Annotated in this window: 13 protein-coding genes and 1 pseudogene; 7 read left to right on the top strand and 7 right to left on the bottom strand. The window is 71.8% G+C overall.

Annotation, left to right across the window (positions count from 1 at the left end; genetic code table 11):
* The first annotated feature begins 86 nt into the window (after positions 1-86).
* Positions 87-3,023 (top strand): BTAD domain-containing putative transcriptional regulator, encoded by a 2,937-nt coding sequence (locus Val02_RS01365; RefSeq protein WP_203896978.1) that lies wholly within the window; start codon positions 87-89, stop codon positions 3,021-3,023.
* Positions 3,024-3,054: 31 nt separating this feature from the next.
* Here the strand turns inward: Val02_RS01365 and Val02_RS01360 are convergent, their stop codons facing one another.
* A complete protein-coding gene (locus Val02_RS01360; RefSeq protein WP_203896977.1) occupies positions 3,055-3,957 on the bottom strand; it encodes a ParB/RepB/Spo0J family partition protein in 903 nt (300 codons plus the stop codon).
* A gap of 231 nt (positions 3,958-4,188) precedes the next feature.
* On the opposite strand from Val02_RS01360, the gene Val02_RS01355 reads away from it, so the two are divergent.
* Positions 4,189-4,728 (top strand): matrixin family metalloprotease, encoded by a 540-nt coding sequence (locus Val02_RS01355; protein ID WP_203896976.1) that lies wholly within the window; start codon positions 4,189-4,191, stop codon positions 4,726-4,728.
* 1 nt (position 4,729) lies between these two features.
* Positions 4,730-5,308, top strand: coding sequence for a hypothetical protein (locus Val02_RS01350; RefSeq protein WP_203896975.1), 579 nt, complete (start codon positions 4,730-4,732; stop codon positions 5,306-5,308).
* A gap of 36 nt (positions 5,309-5,344) precedes the next feature.
* Here the strand turns inward: Val02_RS01350 and Val02_RS01345 are convergent, their stop codons facing one another.
* Entirely contained in the window at positions 5,345-6,256 is a 912-nt protein-coding gene (locus tag Val02_RS01345) for a DUF418 domain-containing protein (protein ID WP_203896974.1), read from the bottom strand.
* A gap of 60 nt (positions 6,257-6,316) precedes the next feature.
* On the opposite strand from Val02_RS01345, the gene Val02_RS01340 reads away from it, so the two are divergent.
* Both Val02_RS01340 and Val02_RS01335 read left to right on the top strand, forming a co-directional pair.
* A complete protein-coding gene (locus Val02_RS01340) occupies positions 6,317-7,459 on the top strand; it encodes a sensor histidine kinase (protein ID WP_203896973.1) in 1,143 nt (380 codons plus the stop codon).
* Complete coding sequence (locus tag Val02_RS01335; protein WP_203896972.1) at positions 7,456-8,097, top strand: response regulator; 642 nt, start codon at positions 7,456-7,458, stop codon at positions 8,095-8,097. Before Val02_RS01340 ends, Val02_RS01335 begins: the two co-directional genes overlap by 4 nt.
* Here Val02_RS01335 and Val02_RS01330 read toward each other — a convergent pair.
* The 3 genes and pseudogenes from Val02_RS01330 to Val02_RS48605 form a co-directional block, all read right to left on the bottom strand.
* Positions 8,087-9,559, bottom strand: coding sequence for a CYTH and CHAD domain-containing protein (locus Val02_RS01330; protein ID WP_203896971.1), 1,473 nt, complete (start codon positions 9,557-9,559; stop codon positions 8,087-8,089). The two genes, Val02_RS01335 and Val02_RS01330, sit on opposite strands and share 11 nt — an antisense overlap.
* A 118-nt stretch (positions 9,560-9,677) precedes the next feature.
* Positions 9,678-11,915 (bottom strand): Hsp70 family protein, encoded by a 2,238-nt coding sequence (locus Val02_RS01325; RefSeq protein ID WP_203896970.1) that lies wholly within the window; start codon positions 11,913-11,915, stop codon positions 9,678-9,680.
* Between the two features lie 643 nt (positions 11,916-12,558).
* A pseudogene (locus tag Val02_RS48605) lies at positions 12,559-12,889 on the bottom strand (hypothetical protein); the annotation flags it as partial.
* Between the two features lie 673 nt (positions 12,890-13,562).
* On the opposite strand from Val02_RS48605, the gene Val02_RS01315 reads away from it, so the two are divergent.
* Together Val02_RS01315 and Val02_RS01310 are read left to right on the top strand one after the other, a co-directional pair.
* Positions 13,563-14,414 (top strand): tyrosine-type recombinase/integrase, encoded by an 852-nt coding sequence (locus tag Val02_RS01315; protein WP_203896968.1) that lies wholly within the window; start codon positions 13,563-13,565, stop codon positions 14,412-14,414.
* A gap of 124 nt (positions 14,415-14,538) precedes the next feature.
* Complete coding sequence (locus Val02_RS01310; RefSeq protein ID WP_203896967.1) at positions 14,539-14,688, top strand: hypothetical protein; 150 nt, start codon at positions 14,539-14,541, stop codon at positions 14,686-14,688.
* Between the two features lie 210 nt (positions 14,689-14,898).
* Here Val02_RS01310 and Val02_RS01305 read toward each other — a convergent pair whose 3' ends face one another.
* Together Val02_RS01305 and Val02_RS01300 are read right to left on the bottom strand one after the other, a co-directional pair.
* Complete coding sequence (locus Val02_RS01305; protein WP_203896966.1) at positions 14,899-15,276, bottom strand: RidA family protein; 378 nt, start codon at positions 15,274-15,276, stop codon at positions 14,899-14,901.
* A 667-nt stretch (positions 15,277-15,943) separates the two neighbouring features.
* The gene (locus tag Val02_RS01300) at positions 15,944-17,647 is read right to left on the bottom strand and encodes a glycosyltransferase family 39 protein (protein ID WP_203896965.1); all 1,704 of its coding nucleotides are present in this window, start codon (positions 17,645-17,647) and stop codon (positions 15,944-15,946) included.
* Positions 17,648-17,715 lie beyond the last annotated feature (68 nt).

The following is a 17,715-nucleotide window of genomic DNA, read 5'->3' as shown; positions in this document are numbered from 1 at the left end:
TGCGTCGACACGGGCGCGCGGCGACATTTCGGGCAGCCTCGGCGGAGAACGCACAACCCCGTTTCACGTCGTTAGCATCGGCGACAATGCCCGGTAACAGCGTCGGCGAGGCGCTTCGCGAACACCGGCTGCGGGCCGGGCTGACGCAGCGCGAACTGGCCGCGCGCGCCGGCGTCGGCCTGCGCAGCCTGCGGGACATCGAGCAGGGGCGGGCGCGTCCCCGGGCCCGTTCCGTGCAGCGGCTCGCGGACGCCGTCGGCATGTCGGCCGCCGAGCGGGACGCGCTCCTGGCCGCCGTGCGCCCGGCGCGCAGCGGCTTCTGGTTGGGCGTTCTCGGGCCGCTGGTGGTGCGGCGCGACGACGAGCCGGTCCCGGTGACCTCCGCGCGGCAGCGGCAGCTGCTCGGCCTGCTGGCCGTCCACAATGGACAGACCGTCGGCGTGCACGACATCGTCGACGCGCTGTGGGGCGAGGATCCGCCGCGCACCGGCCGCCATCAGGTGCACGTTCTCATCGGGCGGCTGCGGGCCCTCATCGAGCCGGAGCGGCCGGCCGGCGCCCCGGGGCACGCGCTCGTCGCCGAGGACAGCGGCTACCGGCTGCGGCTCGACGAGCACCGGCTCGACCTGGCGGCGTTCGACCGGATGCTGGAACAGGCCCGCTACGAGGAGGCGCTGGACCTGTGGCGCGGGCCCGCACTCGCCGACCTGCGCGACCGGCTCGGACACCACCCGACCCTGGTCGCGCTGGACCGGCGCCGCGTCGCCGCCACGCTCGCCCTCGCGGACGGCGCCGACGGCGCCGGGCAGCCCGAGCGCGCCGTGCCCCTCCTGCAACGGGCCGCCCACGACGAGCCGCTGCACGAGGGGCTGCACGAGCGGCTCGTCCGGGCCCTGCTCGGCCAGGGCGAGCAGGCCGCCGCCCGGGAGGCCTACGAGCGCATCCGCGCGCGGCTCGCCGAGGAACTCGGCATCGCACCCGGGCCGGAGCTGCGGGCCGCGCTGCCGGAGGCCCCGCCGCTCGTCCCGGCCCAGCTGCCGGCCGGGATCGCGGCCTTCGCCGGGCGCCGGCCCGAGTTGGAGCGGCTCGACGCCCTCCTGGCCGAGTCCGGCCGTCACCCCGGTGCCGTCGTCATCGCCACCATCGGGGGAACGGCCGGAGTGGGCAAAACCGCCCTCGCCCTGCACTGGGCGCACCGGGTCGCGGCGCGGTTCCCGGACGGGCAGTTGTACGTCAACCTGCAGGGGTTCGACGACGCCGGCCCGATGGCGACGGCCGAGGCGGTACGCGGGTTCCTGGACAGCCTCGGTGTGCCGCCCGGCCGCATCCCGGCCACGCTCCAGGCGCAGCTCGGCCTGTACCGCAGCCTCGTGGCGGGCAAGCGCGTCCTCGTGGTGCTGGACAACGCCCGCGACGCGGAGCAGGTCCGGCCGCTGCTGCCCGGCACGCCGACGGCGTTCGCGGTGGTGACCAGTCGCAACCTGCTCAGCGCCCTGGTCGCGCTCGACGGCGCGCATCCGGTGGCGTTGCAGGCGATGCCGACCGGCGACGCGCGCGAACTGCTCGCCGGGCGCATCGGCCGCAGACGGCTGGCCGCCGAGCCGGACGCGGCGGAGCGCATCGTCGGCGCCTGCGCCGGGCTGCCGCTGGCGCTCGGCATCACCGCGGCGCGGGCCCGGCAGACCGGGTTCGACCTGTCGACCCTCGCCGACGAGCTGACCGACAGCCGCGAACGCCTCGACGCCCTCGACACCTGGAACGCCGGCGCCAGCGTCCGGGCGGTGTTCTCGTGGTCGTACGCGGCGCTCGGCACTCCCGCGGCGCGGCTGTTCCGCCTGCTCGGCCTGCACCCCGGCCCCGAGGTGACGGCGTCGGCCGCGGCCAGCCTCGCCGGCCTGTCCCTGACGACGACCCGCCGCCTGCTCGCCGAACTGGCCCACGCCAACCTGCTCACCGAGCTACGACCCGGCCGGTTCGGCACCCACGACCTGCTGCGCGCGCACGCGGCCGAGCTGGTCGACGCCCACGAGCCGGAGCCCGAACGCCGTGCCGCCGTCGCCCGCCTGCTCGACCACTACGTGCACACCGCGCACGCCGCCGAACGGCACCTGCACCCGGCGCGCGACCCGATGCCGATCCCGCTGCGCCCCGCCGTTACGGGCACCACCGTGGACCCGCTCGCCGACGCCCGCCAGTCGATGGCCTGGCTGGAGGTCAACCTGCGACCGCTGCTGGCCGCGATGCGCCAGTTCCCCCGGGCGGCGTCGGACGAACGGCTGTGGCAGCTGGCGTGGGTGCTCGACACGTTCCTCAACCGGGGAGGACGCTGGACGGACCGGCTCGTGGTGTGGCAGGCCGGGCTGGACGCGGCCCGCCGCCTGGAGAACGGCCTCGCCGAGGCGCACGCGCAGCGCAACATCGCCGGCGGCCACGCCCGGCTGGGTGAGTTCGACGCCGCCCGCAAGCACTTCAAGCTCGCCCTGGAACGCTTCACGCACGCGGGCGACCTCGCCGGCCAGGCGCAGACGCACCACAACCTCGGCTTCGTCAGCCAGCGTTCCGGCCAGTTCGACCGGGCGTTGGAACACGTCCGGGAATCCCTGCGCCTCTTCCGCGCCGCCGGGAACCGGTGGGGCGAGGCCGAGGCCCTCAACGCCGTCGCCTGGTGCCACATCCACCTCGGCCGCCCGGAGGAGGCGCTCGCCTGGTGCGCCGAGTCCCTGGAGTCCAACCGGGCCATCGCCAATCCGGAGGGCGAGGCGCACGCGTGGGACACGCTCGGCCTCGCGCAGCACCATCTCGGGCGGTACGCCGAGGCGGCGCGGAGCTATCAGCGTGGCCTCACCCTGCTGCGCGAGATCGGCGACCGCTATCACGAGGCGGAGACCCTGGTGCGGCTCGGCGACAACGCCCAGGCGGCCGGCGCGTCGGGCGCCGCCGACTGGCGGGAGGCATTGCGCATCCTCACCGATCTCGACAACCCGGTCGCCGACGCGGTTCGCTCGCGGCTCGCGTCCAACTGAAAGTCCTTACGGTCGAACGGTTTCCGCGCGCTCAGGGCATCGCGTTCAGCCGGGCGTCCAGCCGGTCCGCGGCGTCGCACCACTCGGAGGCGCACTGGCGGGCGATGCGGGCCAGCAGGTAGAGGGCGTGCGGCGGGAGTTCCTCGGTGACCCGGTCCCAGCCCTCCGCGCCGGTGGCCCGCGGCACCAGCCAGCGCAGCAGGCTGCGGCCGGCGTCGCTGAACCGCAGCGACGGGTCGTTGCGCAGGCTCTCCACCAGCAGTGCGCGGTCGGCCGGCGCCGGCCGGTCGGCCCGCTCCGCGCCGGGTTCCTCCGAACCGCGCAGCTTCCTGCGCACGTCGCGCACGGTCGACGGGGAGATGCCGGCGGCGCGGGCGACCTCCCGCAGCGACGCGTCGGGGTGCCGCGCGATGAACTCCTCGGCGAGCCGCCGCCCCTCCGCGGGGTCCGACGGGCGGGACCGGCCGTCGCGGCCGACCCGGCGTTCGACGTCGCGCACCGCCGGGTCGGCCGCCCGGCGCAGCACCGACACGGTCGGCGCGGCCAGTCCGGCGGCCGCCGCGATGGCCCGGTCGGACCAGGTCGGGAAGCGCGTCATGAGCTGTTTCGCGGCGGCCCGCCGGTCGGCCAGCGACAGCGGCAGCCCGTGCGCGATGTTGGCCCGCACCGACAGCAGGAACGCCTCGTCGTCGCTGCCGTCGAAGTACCGCACCGCGATGAGCCGGTCGCCGCGCAGCACCGCCGCCCGCAGCCGGTGCATCCCGTCGATGACCCGCATCGTGCGGCGGTGCACCACGATCGGCGGCAGCGGCGCGTCCGAACCCGCGAGGAGCCTGACGTGTGCGGAGTTCTCGCCGTCGAGGCGGGGCGATCCCGAGAGGGTCAGCGACCCCACGGGCATCATCTCCACCGGTCCGCCGTCTTCGAACGACATCAGGCCCCTCCCCCGATTGGCTGCGACAGCAGCCTAGGTGTGCGCCACACACCCCCCGATACCCTCGCGTCGGCGGCGTTCACGCAGGTCAGGTGCGCTTGGGGCAGTACGGGAGGCAGTTGCACACATTGATGGACGGGAGATCTCGTGATGACCTTGCAGCACCCGACGGAAGGGACGCCCGTGAAGAAGATCTTGGCTGGGATGGCCGCGTTGCTGTGTGGTGCCGCGATGGCACTGGTACCCGCGGCGCCGGCCTCCGCCTACAAGCTCCTCCACTGCAACTTCACCACCGGGAATCTCAAGTGGCAGGACTCCACGACCCGGTCCGAGTACTCGGTCCCCGCCAACCGGGCCGTCGAGCACTGGAACTCGGCCAGCACCCAGTTCAACCTGACCAAGGTGACCAGCGGGGCCAACATCCGCGTCAGCGACGGCAACTTCGGTGCCGAGTGGAACGAGCTGGTGTTCAAGGGGATCATCCTCGACACCAGCCAGCGGCTCCCGCACGTCTACTCGTGCAGCGACGAGACCTGGGACACGACGATCGTCGCGTGGTTCAACCGGTACTACACCGACTTCGAAACCCCGGCAAAGCGTGAGGTCATCATCATGCACGAGATCGGCCACGCGCTGGGCCTCGCCCACGTCGACCACGCCGGATGCAACCTCGTCCTCATGGAGGTCGACATCGACAAGGCCTACGACGAGTGCGGCTGGTCCGGGGGGCCGAAGCAGGACGACATCAACGGCGTCAACGCCATCTACTGAGATGGGACGTCCCGCGCGTCACGCGCTTCTCGTCGGCCTGCTCGCGATCACGTCGTTCCCCCTCGTGGCCTGCGCCGAGGACCGTCCCGAGGCGGCGACGACGAACCGACCGATCGCGGTGACGCGGGTCCATCGGTACACCGACCTCGCGGCCCTGCGCCGGGACAGCAGGTCGGTGATCCTCGCCCGCGCGACGGCGAGCCGCACCGGCGAGCGGGACGGCTTCCCGATGACGATCACCACGGTGTCGGTGACGACGGTGGTCGGCGGGGACACCCCACCGCCGCAGTTCGAGATCCGGCAGCTCGGTACGGATCGGACGCCCTCACCCGACACGTCGCAGCTGATGCGGGTCGACCGGACGTACCTGCTGTTCGTACGGCCCGACCAGAGCGACCCGGCGCGGCCCCTGGGTATCACCGGCGACGACGGCATCTACGTGGTCGAGGGCGGCGGCTATGTCTTCGCCGGTGGCTTCGGCGGAAAGCTGCCGCCGACGCTGGACGAGGCGACGGTGGCATCCCTGGCGCAGGCACCGCCGCCCGCGTCACCGAGCCCGTCCCCGGGCCGGAGCGGGTAGCGGGCGAGCGGGGCGGGCCGCCGACCGCCCCGCTCGCTATCGGCGCATCGGCGGTACCCGCCACAGGGTGAGGCCGCGCCACAGCCACTCCAGCGGCCCGTGCCGGAAGTGCCGCAACCACAGCAGACTGAGCAGCGCCTGCGCGACGCCGATCCCGGTTCCGACCGCGACGACGCGGCCGTACCCGTCGCTCTGTCCTATGTGGAACGTCGCGTCGGCGCCCAGGATCAGCGCGGACGCGAGGACGTAGTTCGTCAGCGCCATGCGGCCCATCGGCGCCAGCACCGCGTGCGTGGGGCGGCCCACCAGCAGGAAGCCCACCACGAAGAGGAACGCGAAGACGAGCCCCGCGGGCAGCGTCCACGGGTACGCCGACGGGCCGACGCCGTGCCGGTACTGCTCGTGGCCCACGATCGCGGCGGCCGGCAGCGCCACGGCGAACGCCCGTACCAGCGCGCGGCGCTCCGGCAGCCCGTAGCCCGCGGCGGCCGCCCCGAGCAGGAACAGCCCCGGAATGATCCAGATGCCGTGCAGAATCATCGCCGGCACCAGCAGCAGGGCGCCCAGCCCGAGGACCCACCGGCGGGGCAGGTACGAGGCGGGCAGCAGCACCACGACGCCGAACGCCGCGTAGTGCCGCAGCACCTCGTTCGGCTGGAGGAGGCTGTGCAGCAAACCGATGACGCCAAGCCACAGCAGCCGGCGCAGCAGCACGAACCGCGACGCGGTGCGCAGCATCAGCGCGAAGCTCACCCCGAACAGGAACGTGAAGACCGGGAACGGCCGCTGCAGGAAGAGCAGTTCCCACACGAACGCCGTGGGGTGTGCGGCCGCCGGCCCGTCCGGACGCCGCAGGCCGGTCAGCTGCACGATGTTGACCATGACGATGCCGGCCAGTGCCGCACCGCGCAGCGCGTCGAGTTCGACGATGCGTTCTGCTCGTTCCACGGCGCCGGTTACCTACTTTCGTCGCATGTGGACCCTATCCGCGGCGGCTAGATTGCAGGGATGGACCGCCGGCGGATTCCTCCGTGGGCGTTCGACGCCGCGCTCGTCCTGTGCGCCGCGGCGGCCGGCTCGGCGCGCGAGATCGGGTCCCCGGGCCACGACACCAAGCACCTCGCCGGGCCGGTGTGGGTGTACGTGGCGGCCCAGCTGCTGGCGGCGGGGGCGCTGCTGTGGCGCCGTTCCCGCCCGCACGCCGCCACCCTCACGATCGCCGCGCTCAGCCTGCTCGTGCCGGCCTGGGCGGCGATCCTCGCGCCGTACGCGGTGGTGGTGCACGGCGGCGTGCGGTGGCGTTCCTGGGCGGTGCTGCTGACGACCGTGGCGTGCTGGCTGGTCGGGGCCCGCGCCTGGGCGATCGACGACCCGTTCTCCGGCCCGCTGCTGTTCCTGCTCTCGACCCTGCTCGGGCTGTACGTGCGCTCCCGGCGGCAGCTCGTCCAGGAGCTGACCGGGCGCGCCCACCTCCTGGCCGAGCAGGCCCGCGCCGACGAGCGACTCCGCCTCGCCGGCGAGATGCACGACGTCGTCACGCACCGGATCAACCTGATGGTGCTGCAGGCCGGCGCGCTGCGCGTGGCGTCCTCGGACCCGGCGGTGCGCACCGCCGCCGAGGAACTGCGCGTCGCCGGCTGCCAGGCCCTGGCCGAACTGCGCGACGTGGTGGGCGTGCTGCGAACCCCTCGCCCGGCCGGCGGCGGGCCGCGGCGAGCCGTCCCGGACCCCGGGTCGACCGGGACCTCTCCGGAGTCAGCTCTGACGGCCCTCGTCGAGGACTCCCGCGCCGCGGGCCTACCCGTGCGGCTGGCCGAGGAGGGCGATGCCGCCGTGGTGGCCCCGACGGTGCGCCGCACCCTCTACCGCGTCGTGCAGGAGTCGCTGACGAACGCGCTCAAGCACGCACCCGGTTCCACCGTGGACATCAGTGTCCACTATGGACCCGACGGGGTCCGCGCGACCGTGCGCAACACGAAACCCCTGCGGGCGAAGGATCCGGCGGTGACCGGCGGCGGCTCGGGCCTCGCCGGGCTGCGCCACCGGGTGGAGGTGGTCGGCGGCACCCTCGCGGCGGGGTCCACGGTGGACGGTGGCTTCGCCGTGCGGGCGGCGCTGCCGGTCTACGTGCCGACGGGGACCCGCCCGTGATCCGGGTCCTGCTCGTCGACGACGAACGCCTCGTCTGCGCGCACCTGCGCACCGTCCTCGGCGCGGCGCCGGACATCGAGGTGGCCGGCGAGGCGTACGACGGCGGCGAGGCCGTCGAGGCGGTCCTGCGGCACAGGCCGGACCTGGTGCTGATGGACATCCGGATGCCGGGCGTCGACGGCCTCGCCGCGATCGAACGCATCGTCACGTTCCCGGCCGCGCCGCGCGTCGTGGCGCTGACGACGTTCGACGTGGACGAGTACGTGCTGCGGGCGCTGCGCGCGGGCGCGGTCGGGTTCCTGCTCAAGTCGACCGCGCCCGAGGATCTCGTGGACCTGGTCCGGGTGGCCGCCGCCGGACACACCGTGCTGTCGCCGGCCGCCACGCACCGGCTCCTCGACCCCCGCGTGCGACGCCACGCGGCGCGCGAACGCCTCGACGGCCTCGGCCTCACCGCACGCGAGGTCGACGTGCTCGGCTGTCTCGGCGCCGGCCGCTCCAACCAGGAGATCGCACGCCGCCTGCACCTGTCCGAGGCGACCGTGAAGGGCTACGTGTCGCGGCTGCTGCTGAAGCTCGACTGCGACAACCGCACCCAGGCCGGCCTGCTGGCCCTGGCGGCCGGCCTCACCTCGTGAGCCACTTGCGCACCTTGGCGCTGCCCGCCCTCCGGCTCACCCGCGGAACCTCGGCGAGGCTGCGTTCGCCCGCGTGCCGCTGCTCGGCCAGCAGGATGCCGTAGGTGAAGGCGTTCTCGCCGGCGGCGTGGGCCCGCATGCCGTGCTGGCGCAGCAGTTTCCCGGCGACGATCGAGTCCTGGTGCGCGCCGAGCGTGTCCTGCAGTTCGGTCAGCCGCTCCACCAGACGGGACGCGGGCTTTCCGGCCGCCGGTTCGAGCACCTCGACCGCGTAGCGGGCGCGCTTGTAGGCCTTGCGGGCGTCGTGCAGGCGTTCGTCGCGGTCGCGTCGGGCCCGCCGTGCCGCGTCGAGGCGCCGGTCGGCCCGCCGGACCGCCTTGCGGACGCGGGTTCTCGGGTCGCCGGTGCCGTTCGCGTGCGGCAGCGCGGTCACCGCCGCGACGAGGCGGCGGAAGCGGTCGCTGTCGAGCGCGGCGTTGAGTTCCTCCCGGCCCTTGGCCGTCTGCGCCGCGAGCGTGCCGCGGATGCGGGCCTTGACGGGGCCGACGACGTTCTCCGGCGGCAGCGCGTCGATCGCCGCGTGCAGGCGCTCGGTCAGGACGTCCCCGTCCCGGACCGCACCCAGCCGGTCCGCGAGCCACTTCAGCTCCGCGTCCAGTTCCGCCTTCAGCTTGAACGTCTTCAGCGTCGAGCGGAGCCGTCGCGTCGCCACCCGCATCTTGTGCACGGACTCGGGGTCGCCGGCGCGCACACCCGGTTCGTGCTGCGCGATGGCGGCCCGCTGCGCGTCCAGGTACCTGGCGAGCGGCGTGTCCGGCAGGGGCCGCTGCTCCGGCTTCGCCGTCGGCTCCTTCTCCCGCTTCGGCAGCCGGTCGCCCAGCGCGCGGGCGAGCTTGCTGACGTCGCGGGCCGGCCGCGCACCGGCCGCGCGCAAGGCGCGGTCGACGGCGTCGAGAAGCGTGCGCGGGCCGTCGACCAGTTCGACCTCGATCTCCCGCCAGCGCTGCACGAGCGCGACGTCGCCCGGTGTCTCGCTGGTGACCACGTCGTCGGCGACGAGCGCGAGGACCGCGCCGTCGGCGGCCCGGAGCGGACGTTCGACGCGGCGGGTGCGGATCCGTGCGACCGGGGCGAGAACGTCCCCGCCGACCAGGTCGCGGATCTGCTTCACGACCGCGCCGGGCGGGCTCTTGGGGTTCTTGCCCAGGGGAACGCGGGTCTCGGAGCGGTCCGCACCGGCCGGCCGCTTCAGGTGCCAGCCCGCGTCGTGACCGCCGGTGCGCCGGCGCAGCGTCATCCGGTTCTTCGCCAGGGTCAACCCCGGCGTGTCGAAGTAGGTGGCGTCCAGGCTGTGCTCGGCCGGGTCGCCGACGCCCGTCACGCTGGCGACGCCGGCCAGGTCGGGTAGCTGGAAGCCGTTGGGGACCTCGTACTTTCGTTCGATCTCGGTGCTGGTGCCCATCTCACCGGCATACCGCGCACACCCACCCTCAAACAAGACGCGGTTCTTCGCGGATCCGCCGCCGCGCTGCCGATCCTTCGGTGACGTCCCGCCCGGCCGGCCCGCCGGGCGGGGCCCCTCAGCCGGTCAGGTTCTTGTGGCTGCCGCGCACCGACGCCTCCAGGTCGGTGCGGAACTGCGCCCGCTGCTGCTCGGTCCACGGCCCACCGGTGACGCTGGACGCGATCAGCAGCACCGACCAGCGCAGGTTGCCGTCGCGCATCTCCAACGTGTAGTTGACGTCCCGGTCGGAGGTCGCCGCACTGCCCACCCGGTCCGTCAGGTACGCCTCCTCGCCCAGCCCCGAGATCGTCGGCACGAACTGGCTGTTCAGCTTCGCGTTGTCGTACGCCTGCTTCTGCGTCGTCACGGCCACGTTGGGGTCGTCGAAGACCGACAGGGTGTACGTGAGGGTCAGCACCGCCTCGGTCGTGTTACGGGTGCGCGAGTGCGAACAGGAGCCGTAGCCGTAGCCCGTCGTCAACTGGCGGCTCGCCGTCGGGTCGATGCTCTGCTCCGAGAACTGCTGCGCGAACGCCCCGATGTCGACCTTGGAGCACGGGTTCTCCGGGATGACCGTCACCTCGTACTTGGCCTGCGCGTTCTGCCGGCCGGTGGGACTGCCCGCGGCCTCTCGACCGGTCGTGGGGCCGGCGCTCGGACCGCCCGTGGCCCGGTTGCCGGTGTCGTCGCCGCGGGTCACCAGCCAGCCCACGACGCCGATGCCGACGAGCAGGCCGAGCACCACCAGAACGGCAACGGCGGCGGTCACCCCGACGGCCGCCCCGCTGCGCGCCGGCCGCGGCGGCCGGACGGCGGGACCGTGCCCGAACCCCTGCGGACCACCGCCCGGGAACCCACCCGGCCCGGGCCCGCCGTAGACACCGGGTCCGCCCGGAGCCGCACCGCCGAAGGCGCCCGCGGAGCCGGCGCCGTAGCCGCCCGCCGCGCCGGAGACGGGTGCGCCGCCCGGAACCGGTCCGGCGCCACCCGGGACCGGTCCGCCGGCACCGGAGATCGGTCCGGCGGCGCCGGAGACCGGAGCGGCCGCTCCGTAGGCTCCCGCGCCCGACGCGGGCGCGCCGTACACCCCGGCACCCGTCCCGGTGACGCCGAACACCCCCGACCCCGGCACGCTCGGCCCGTAGCCGCCGGTGCCGTCCCCGCCGTAGCCGCCGGCCCCGACCGCGCCGGACACCGGTACAGAGGGCCCGGCCGGCCCCGAGACCGGCGCCGATGGGCCGCCCGACGCCGGGGAGCCGGCCGGCGCGGCAGCGGGATCCGGCCCGCCCGGCAGGCTGTACAGCGCGCCCTCGGCGACGACCAGTTCGGGCTGCTCGATCACGATCGGCGCGAGCCCCAGCGCCTCCTGGAGCATCGTCGCCACCAGCGGCACCCGGCTCGCCCCGCCCACCAGCACCAGCGCCGTCTCGCCGCCCTCGGCACCGGCGTCGCGCAGCAGCGCCCGGGTCATCGAGACGGTCGGCCGCAGCACGGGCGCCACCAGCCCGTCGAACTGTTCCCGCCCGAGCGGCACCTCCGTACCGGTCGTCGGCAGCGTGATCACCGTGCTGCTGGCGCGGGACAGCATCTCCTTCGCGCCGCGCACGTCCTCCCACAGCTGCCGGCGGCTGACGGCGTCGTTCCACGGCTGCCCGTAGGTCGCCTGGAGGAACGCCACGATCGCGGCGTCGATGTCGAGCCCACCGACGTCGTTCAGGCCGTCGGAGCGGACGATCTCGAACCCGTGCGCGTGCCGGCGCAGGAGCGTCACGTCGAAGGTGCCGGCACCGAGGTCGTAGACGAGCACGCGCGCCGCGGTGGCGAACGGCCCGCCGAGCCGCGCGAAGTAGGTGGCCGCGGCGAGGGGTTCCCCGACGAGGTGCGGGCGACCGAGCCCGGCCTGCCCGGCGGCCTCCACGAGCAGCCCGACGCGTCGGCTCCCCCACGCGGCCGGATGGGTCAGCACGACCTCGCCGATCCGTCCGGCGACGCGCTGCGCCTCGGTGGCCACGCGCGTCAGCACCGCCGCGAGGAGGTCACGAACGGGCACCTCGCGCTCGCCGAGCAGCACGGTGTCGTCGTCGACCCGGCGCTTCGGGTTGGGCTCCATCCGCTCCGGCGTGCCCCGGCCGAGGTACGTGGCGTCGCGGCCGGTGTGCAGCCGGGTGTCGGCGCCGAGCAGCACCGCGGAGGAGAGCAGCGGCGAGCCGTCGAACAGCAGCGGCCGGACCCGCCCGTCGGGCCATTGAAGCATCGCTATGGTGGTCGACGTTCCGAGGTCGACCCCGAGACGGTGCGGTGACGGGCTGGTCATGGCCGCCGAGCATAACGGCACCCGAACAGTGCGCCGACCTGCCCATCCGGCTTACGGGAACAGAAAACGTTGCGATACACCCGGTCCGCCAGAAGACCTTCGACCTGGGGTCACAGGTAGCGCAAAGGTACGAAAGCGACGTTCAGGTTTCGACCGCTCGGACCTGAGCAGTTCAATCGATGTGGGAAGGAACGTTGTGCACCGTGTGCTCCGCCGCCTCGGCACCCCGGCCCTGACAGCCGGCCTGTTGGTCGCGGGGAAGTCCCCATGTCGGCCAAGCGCCAGCAGAGCCCTGCACCTATCTGGGCAAGGCCGCCGATCGCTCGGAGTGCTTTTGACCCGAAGGGAAAGCGAAATGGGAAGAGTCATGTCCCGGGGCAGACAAGCGGTGTTCGGGCTTCTGGCGTCGCTGGTGGCGATGACCAGTCTCCTCGTTGCCGGAGCGTCGCCGGCCTCGGCCGCAGGTTGTTACAACACCCGGCAGTCCACTGTCTACCTCAACGGAAAGAGCAACGGGTACGAGTACACCACCTATCACTCGCGCAGCGGTCAGACCACCGTCGGGGAGCGCCATTTCGCTGGGCAGCATGCAAGGGAATGCGCATGTGCACTGGCACGTCGCCCCGCTGCCGGCCGGAGTGCCCTACGCACAGCACAGTTTCACGCGTTCATGGCCGGCGACGGCGTCCTGCGGTACTCGCCGCAACAACTGGAAGCCTCGGGCGATTCGGCTGGTCATGGTGGTGATGGCGGCCCAGCGGATGATGGCTTCCGACGTGGCCGTCCGGCGTTCGTAGTCGCGGGCGAGGCGGCGGTGCGCGGTGAGCCACGGGAGGGTCCGCTCGACGGCCCGAGATGACTGCGAAGCCCTGCTGATCAGTGGGTTTGCGCACGATGTGCAGGGTGGTGCACAGGATCGTGGCGGCCCAGTCGACGAGCCGACCGGCGAAGCCATAGTCGGCGAAGACGTATCGGATCGGCGCCGACGCCCTGCCCGGACCCGCCGTCGGCACCCGCCTCGTCGTCGAGGAGACGACGGCGACTACAAAGTATCGGATCCTCAGCGTCGGGGCCGAGAGTCACCCCAACGGGTGAAGTTGCGGGCTACGACGCACGACATGTGCATCCACGCACCGGGTTGCCGAGGTCGGCAGCGATCGAGCACAGTGGACGGTCGCGCGGTCCACGCGCGATTGACCTGCAAACTCCGTCGCGGCGGGGCGAGGGCAACCCCGCCGTGAGCACCGCCGGCTGCATTAAGCGTAGGTTCCGCAGAACAGAAAGCATTGCGATACACCCGGTCTGCCAGAAGGTCTTTGACCTGGGCCAGATGTAGCATAGACGTACGAAAAGCAACATTCGGTATCCACAAAATGTCCACCGATGTAGTTCCGGTGCATCCGGGACGCACGCTAAAGTGCCCGCCATGGCGACGGTTCAGTGACGAGGCGAAGGCACCTGGCGTTGCTACTGGCGGCTCGACGGACGCCGCGGCGGCCCCACCCAGTACACGGTATGGACAGACGAGACACTCGCCCACGAAGCCAAGAAGATCGCCGAGGACCACAGGCACCGCATCACCAAAGCCGCGGTTTATGAGGCGATTCCGGGAGCGGATTCGATCACGCCCGAAGAGCCCGCGTCCACATGCCCGTTGGTGGCAGATTTCGCGCCGTTGTGGTTGCAGGACAAGGCCATACAGCCGTCCAGCAAAGCCCCTACCGATCTCATCTGAAGGCCAACATTCTGCCGCTGATCGGCCACCTGCGCCTGGACGAGGTCAAGGGGTCCACCGTCGCGGCGGTACTGCGCAGCCCTCGTGAGCGTGGCTACGCATACGAGACGATCGACAAGCACACCACGGTAATGCTCGGCATGTTCGGCTACGCCGTCAGCGAAGGGCACATCGAGTTCAACCCCGTTCACGCCATGCCGAACAAGCCGTTCGAGCGGGTTGACGAGAACCCGGGCGACCAGCACGAGCCGGTGTATCTCACGCTGCGGCAGTACCGCCGGATCTTGTTCTCCGCCGACCCGCACGATCGACCTCTGATCGAGTTCATGGCAGGCTCCGGTACCCGATTCGGCGAGGCCACCGCCGTTCAGGTCGGCGCGTTCAAGACGGCCGGCGGCACTGCCGTGCACGTGCGGCGTGCGTGGAAACGCAACGACGGACGCGGCTACTACATCGGACTGCCGAAGGACCGGAAGAAGCGTTGGGTGACCATCTCGCCGTCTACGTTCGAGGCGGTGAGGCCGCTACTCGACGGTCGAGCCCCGGACGCATTGGTGTTCACCACACCGCAAGGACTTCCGGTGCGTCATGTGGACTGGATCGTCCGAATATGGAATCCGGCGATCGTGGCAGCGATGCGGTGTGAGGAACCATCCTCCGGCGCCACGGGGCCGAAGAGTTCCGTGGGCGGAGCTTTGCGGACCCACCTGCGGCGACAACGGCGGGGTCACCCGGGGCGGTGGCCGATGCAAAAAGGCCAGTGAAGGCCGGATGGGACCGCTGTCACGTCCACATCGGCGCTGCGTCCGACGCCATCTCCGGCTGTGACTGCCCGGATCGGTTGAAGGTTCGCCCTACACCGCACGACCTACGGCACTCGAATGCGGCGTGGCTTCGCCTCGCCGGGGCGACGTTGGCGCCATCGCCGCACGTCTGGGCCACAGCGAGAAGATGGCCGAGACGGTGTACGGCGGCATCCCGCCCGAGCAGCACGCCGTGGCCGCCGACGCGTTGGAGAGAGTCCTGGGCAGCGCTTGATCGCGTGCGCCGCTTGTCAACCATGGAGCGAGTTAGGGACCGCTCTGCGGACGCCTGCTCCGTCACCTTCTGTGCATCTATGCCGCGCACGCGGACGAGGGACGATGCGCGCTTCTGGCCGATGTGCGGGCTCGGCAGGGTTGCGCAGGCCATTGCTTCCGGCGAGCTGGCGACGGCCGTCGGCTGTCGAAGTGCCGAATAGCAGTCCCGTCAGTCTGCGAATGCGGTCATGCGGATCGACACAAGGACGCCAGGCAGTTCCACTCCGAGCTTCGCGACATAGCGCGACGGAGGCGCGCTGGGAAACCAGGTCGCGTACTCCTCGTTCATGCCAGCGAAGTCGGCGGGGTTGGTCAGGAGGACACCCACCTCAACGATGTCCTCCCATGCCGCGCCCGCCGCCCGTAGGACGGCGCGGCAGTTGGCGAGCGCCTGTCGGGTCTGTTCCTGGATCGTCGATCCAGCCAGGCTACCGGTGGTCACGTCGATGCCGACCAGGCCCGAAACGTAGACTAGGCCGCCGGCCTTCACCGCCTGGCTGTACAAGGGTGAGCTCGGCGCGTCGGAGGTACTGACGATCTCTCGCATGCTGTCACGCTAGCCTTCGCTCACAATGTCCACATACGCCAGACGGCTCGGATCTTGAGGCGACCGACGGCCACCGGAGCGCGATGACCTGCCGCAGACGGCGCGCAGCCGCATTCCCGCTCCCGTGACGGCGCGAGCGAGTATCTCGACCAACTGGCGTAGCGCCGTGGTCGACGGTGGCTCCCAAACTCGCAACATCGAGATCGGGTAGATCCCAGTGGCTCCCGGATTCAGCGACATCCGGCTCTGGAGTCCACCAGCAGAACCACTTGATACGCCCATTGGCCTGCCTCATGTGACCCGGCCCGGGTTTGAAGAGCTGCTCGCGCGAGAGGACGGTCCGTGAGGATGTGTCCGCTTTGGCTCTGGCGCCTGGTGAGGGCTGCCGGTAGCGGTCGCGGCGAGGGTGAGTAGGCCGGGTTCGGGCTCGGTAAGTACGCCTCGGTCGACCAGGCGTTTGAGTTTGGCGCGCAGACCCTCGGTGTGGTTCGCGGTGGTGCCCAGACCGAGGGCGTGGCAGACGTCCATGGCGCGTAGGCCGTTGTCGGTGGCGGCGAACAGGACGAGGATCTGTTGGTAGGCCGGGTTTTTCGGGGAAGCGGCTGGTGGATTGTCGACGCCGGTGCGGCGCAGAAGCGTGGTGCGGGTCGTGGCGAGGGTCGGCCATTCAACCTCTGTAGTTGCGGGTCAGCAGCACCACCAGCTGATTCTGCGGCCGCCACACCTGCGTGATCGTGTACTGCGCTCGGAGCACCGCTTCCGGCAGATCGGAGACGGCCACCAGCGGGTCGTCATCGGTGCCGAGTCGCACCAGCCAGATCCGCGGCGCGTCGGTCTCGCAGCGTTCGACGGTCGCGCACTCGGTCGGCCCCCACCAGCCGGCGTCCTCGGCGGTCCGGGTCACGAAGACCTCTTTCGGCCGCACATGGTCGGGCAGGCTGTACGCGATGCCGGGTTTCATCATGAACGTCCACTCGTACTCGACGTACGCGATTCCGTCGCCCGGCCGGTATCCGTCGATGATCGGCTTGACCAGGGCGTCATAGCTGAAGTTCTGCCGTGTCACGGAGTCGCGGACGTGGTGATGCGGGCCCTGCGCGATGAGCCCGAGCAGGACCGCTATGGCTACCGCGTGCACGGCCACGAGGCGCAGCTGCTTCCTCGTCATGCCCCGGACCGCCGCCGCGGCCAGGATGACCAGACCTGGGATCACCCAAAGCACGTACCGCGGCTCGTAGAGCGTGGTGACGTACCGGGAGATGAGCACGAGCGTGACCGGGCCGGCGGCGACCCAGCCGAACATCAGGGCACTGCGCCGGTCGAAGCGGAACGCCGTCACCGCCAGGCCGATGAGCAGCAGAGCGATCTCACCGGACAGGAACACCGCAGCGGGAGCGGCTAGCACGCGGTCGACGTCGGTCCTCGGCAGCCAGGCGATCTGGTCGCGCTGCCGATAGCTGCACATAACCAGAGGAATGAGCGCGAGCACCGCCACCGAGACCGCCGGCAACCAGCGCAGCACCCGCCGCCCGTGCGTCCGGAACGCGGTGGCGACCGCAGCGGCATGCCCCACCAGCATGACCAGCGCCAGGAGGTTGGTGGCGCCGACGAAGACCACCGTCACCGCGTATCCGAGGAAACGCCACCACGTCGGCTTCTCCAGCGCGCGGGCCAGGAGCAGTACCGACAGGGTCACCGCGAGCACCATGAACGCGTACCCGCGCGCCTCCTGTCCGTACCGGCTGACGGCCGGCTGGACGGCGAACAGCAGCCCGGCGAACAGTCCGGTGACCGGGTCGTAGAGCTTGCGGCCGAGCACGGCGACCAGCACCGCCACCCCGGCCATCGCCAGAACGGACGGCATGCGCAGCATCGTCGGGGAGTCGCCGAAGATTTCGATCCAACCGCGCATGATCAGGTAATAGGTGGCGTGGACCGCGTCGACCCGCTGCATCAGGCGCACGAAGTCCTCGAACGGGATCGTCGCGGCCCACCAGGTCGCCAGCTCGTCCCGCCACAGCGTCACGCTTGTCATCCGGTGAGTGGCGACGGCCAGGGTGAGCAGCAGCGGCAGGATGACGAGCCCTGGCCCGCTGACCAGAACGTCGATGATGCGGCGGGCCAGCACCACCGGCAGGGACACCGCCGCTGTGCCCTCAGCGGCCGTGCCGTCAGCGACGGCGTCGTCAGCGGTCAGGGAAGCGGTCTGTTCAATGGTGCGCTGGGTTGGACCACCGTTTGGCTCGTCTGCTGCATTCCTATGGCATTCTTTCCGCAGCGCCCCTGTCGGGTGGCCCGTCGTCTCCACACCGCCCGCACTGATCTGCGTCTGCGCCGGCAGATCCACCATGAACACCGACCGCTCGGCCATAGGCCACCTGCCCTCGCTGTCTTGGAGAGAGTGTTGGGTAATTGGTAGGTGATCTGTGGCTACATCGC

Source organism: Virgisporangium aliadipatigenens, assembly GCF_016863615.1.
Lineage (GTDB): Bacteria > Actinomycetota > Actinomycetes > Mycobacteriales > Micromonosporaceae > Virgisporangium > Virgisporangium aliadipatigenens.
Note: the sequence above shows the minus strand (reverse complement) of the source record. Positions and strands in the feature narration are given on the sequence as shown.

Excerpts from the sequence above, each read along its gene's own strand:
- Val02_RS01365 (WP_203896978.1), top strand. The coding sequence starts at position 87 with ATGCCCGGTAACAGCGTCGGCGAGGCGCTTCGCGAACACCGGCTGCGG.
- Val02_RS01360 (WP_203896977.1), bottom strand. The coding sequence starts at position 3,957 with ATGTCGTTCGAAGACGGCGGACCGGTGGAGATGATGCCCGTGGGGTCG.
- Val02_RS01355 (WP_203896976.1), top strand. The coding sequence starts at position 4,189 with ATGGCACTGGTACCCGCGGCGCCGGCCTCCGCCTACAAGCTCCTCCAC.
- Val02_RS01350 (WP_203896975.1), top strand. The coding sequence starts at position 4,730 with ATGGGACGTCCCGCGCGTCACGCGCTTCTCGTCGGCCTGCTCGCGATC.
- Val02_RS01340 (WP_203896973.1), top strand. The coding sequence starts at position 6,317 with ATGGACCGCCGGCGGATTCCTCCGTGGGCGTTCGACGCCGCGCTCGTC.
- Val02_RS01330 (WP_203896971.1), bottom strand. The coding sequence starts at position 9,559 with ATGGGCACCAGCACCGAGATCGAACGAAAGTACGAGGTCCCCAACGGC.
- Val02_RS01325 (WP_203896970.1), bottom strand. The coding sequence starts at position 11,915 with ATGACCAGCCCGTCACCGCACCGTCTCGGGGTCGACCTCGGAACGTCG.
- Val02_RS01315 (WP_203896968.1), top strand. The coding sequence starts at position 13,563 with ATGCCCGTTGGTGGCAGATTTCGCGCCGTTGTGGTTGCAGGACAAGGC.
- Val02_RS01305 (WP_203896966.1), bottom strand. The coding sequence starts at position 15,276 with ATGCGAGAGATCGTCAGTACCTCCGACGCGCCGAGCTCACCCTTGTAC.
- Val02_RS01300 (WP_203896965.1), bottom strand. The coding sequence starts at position 17,647 with ATGGCCGAGCGGTCGGTGTTCATGGTGGATCTGCCGGCGCAGACGCAG.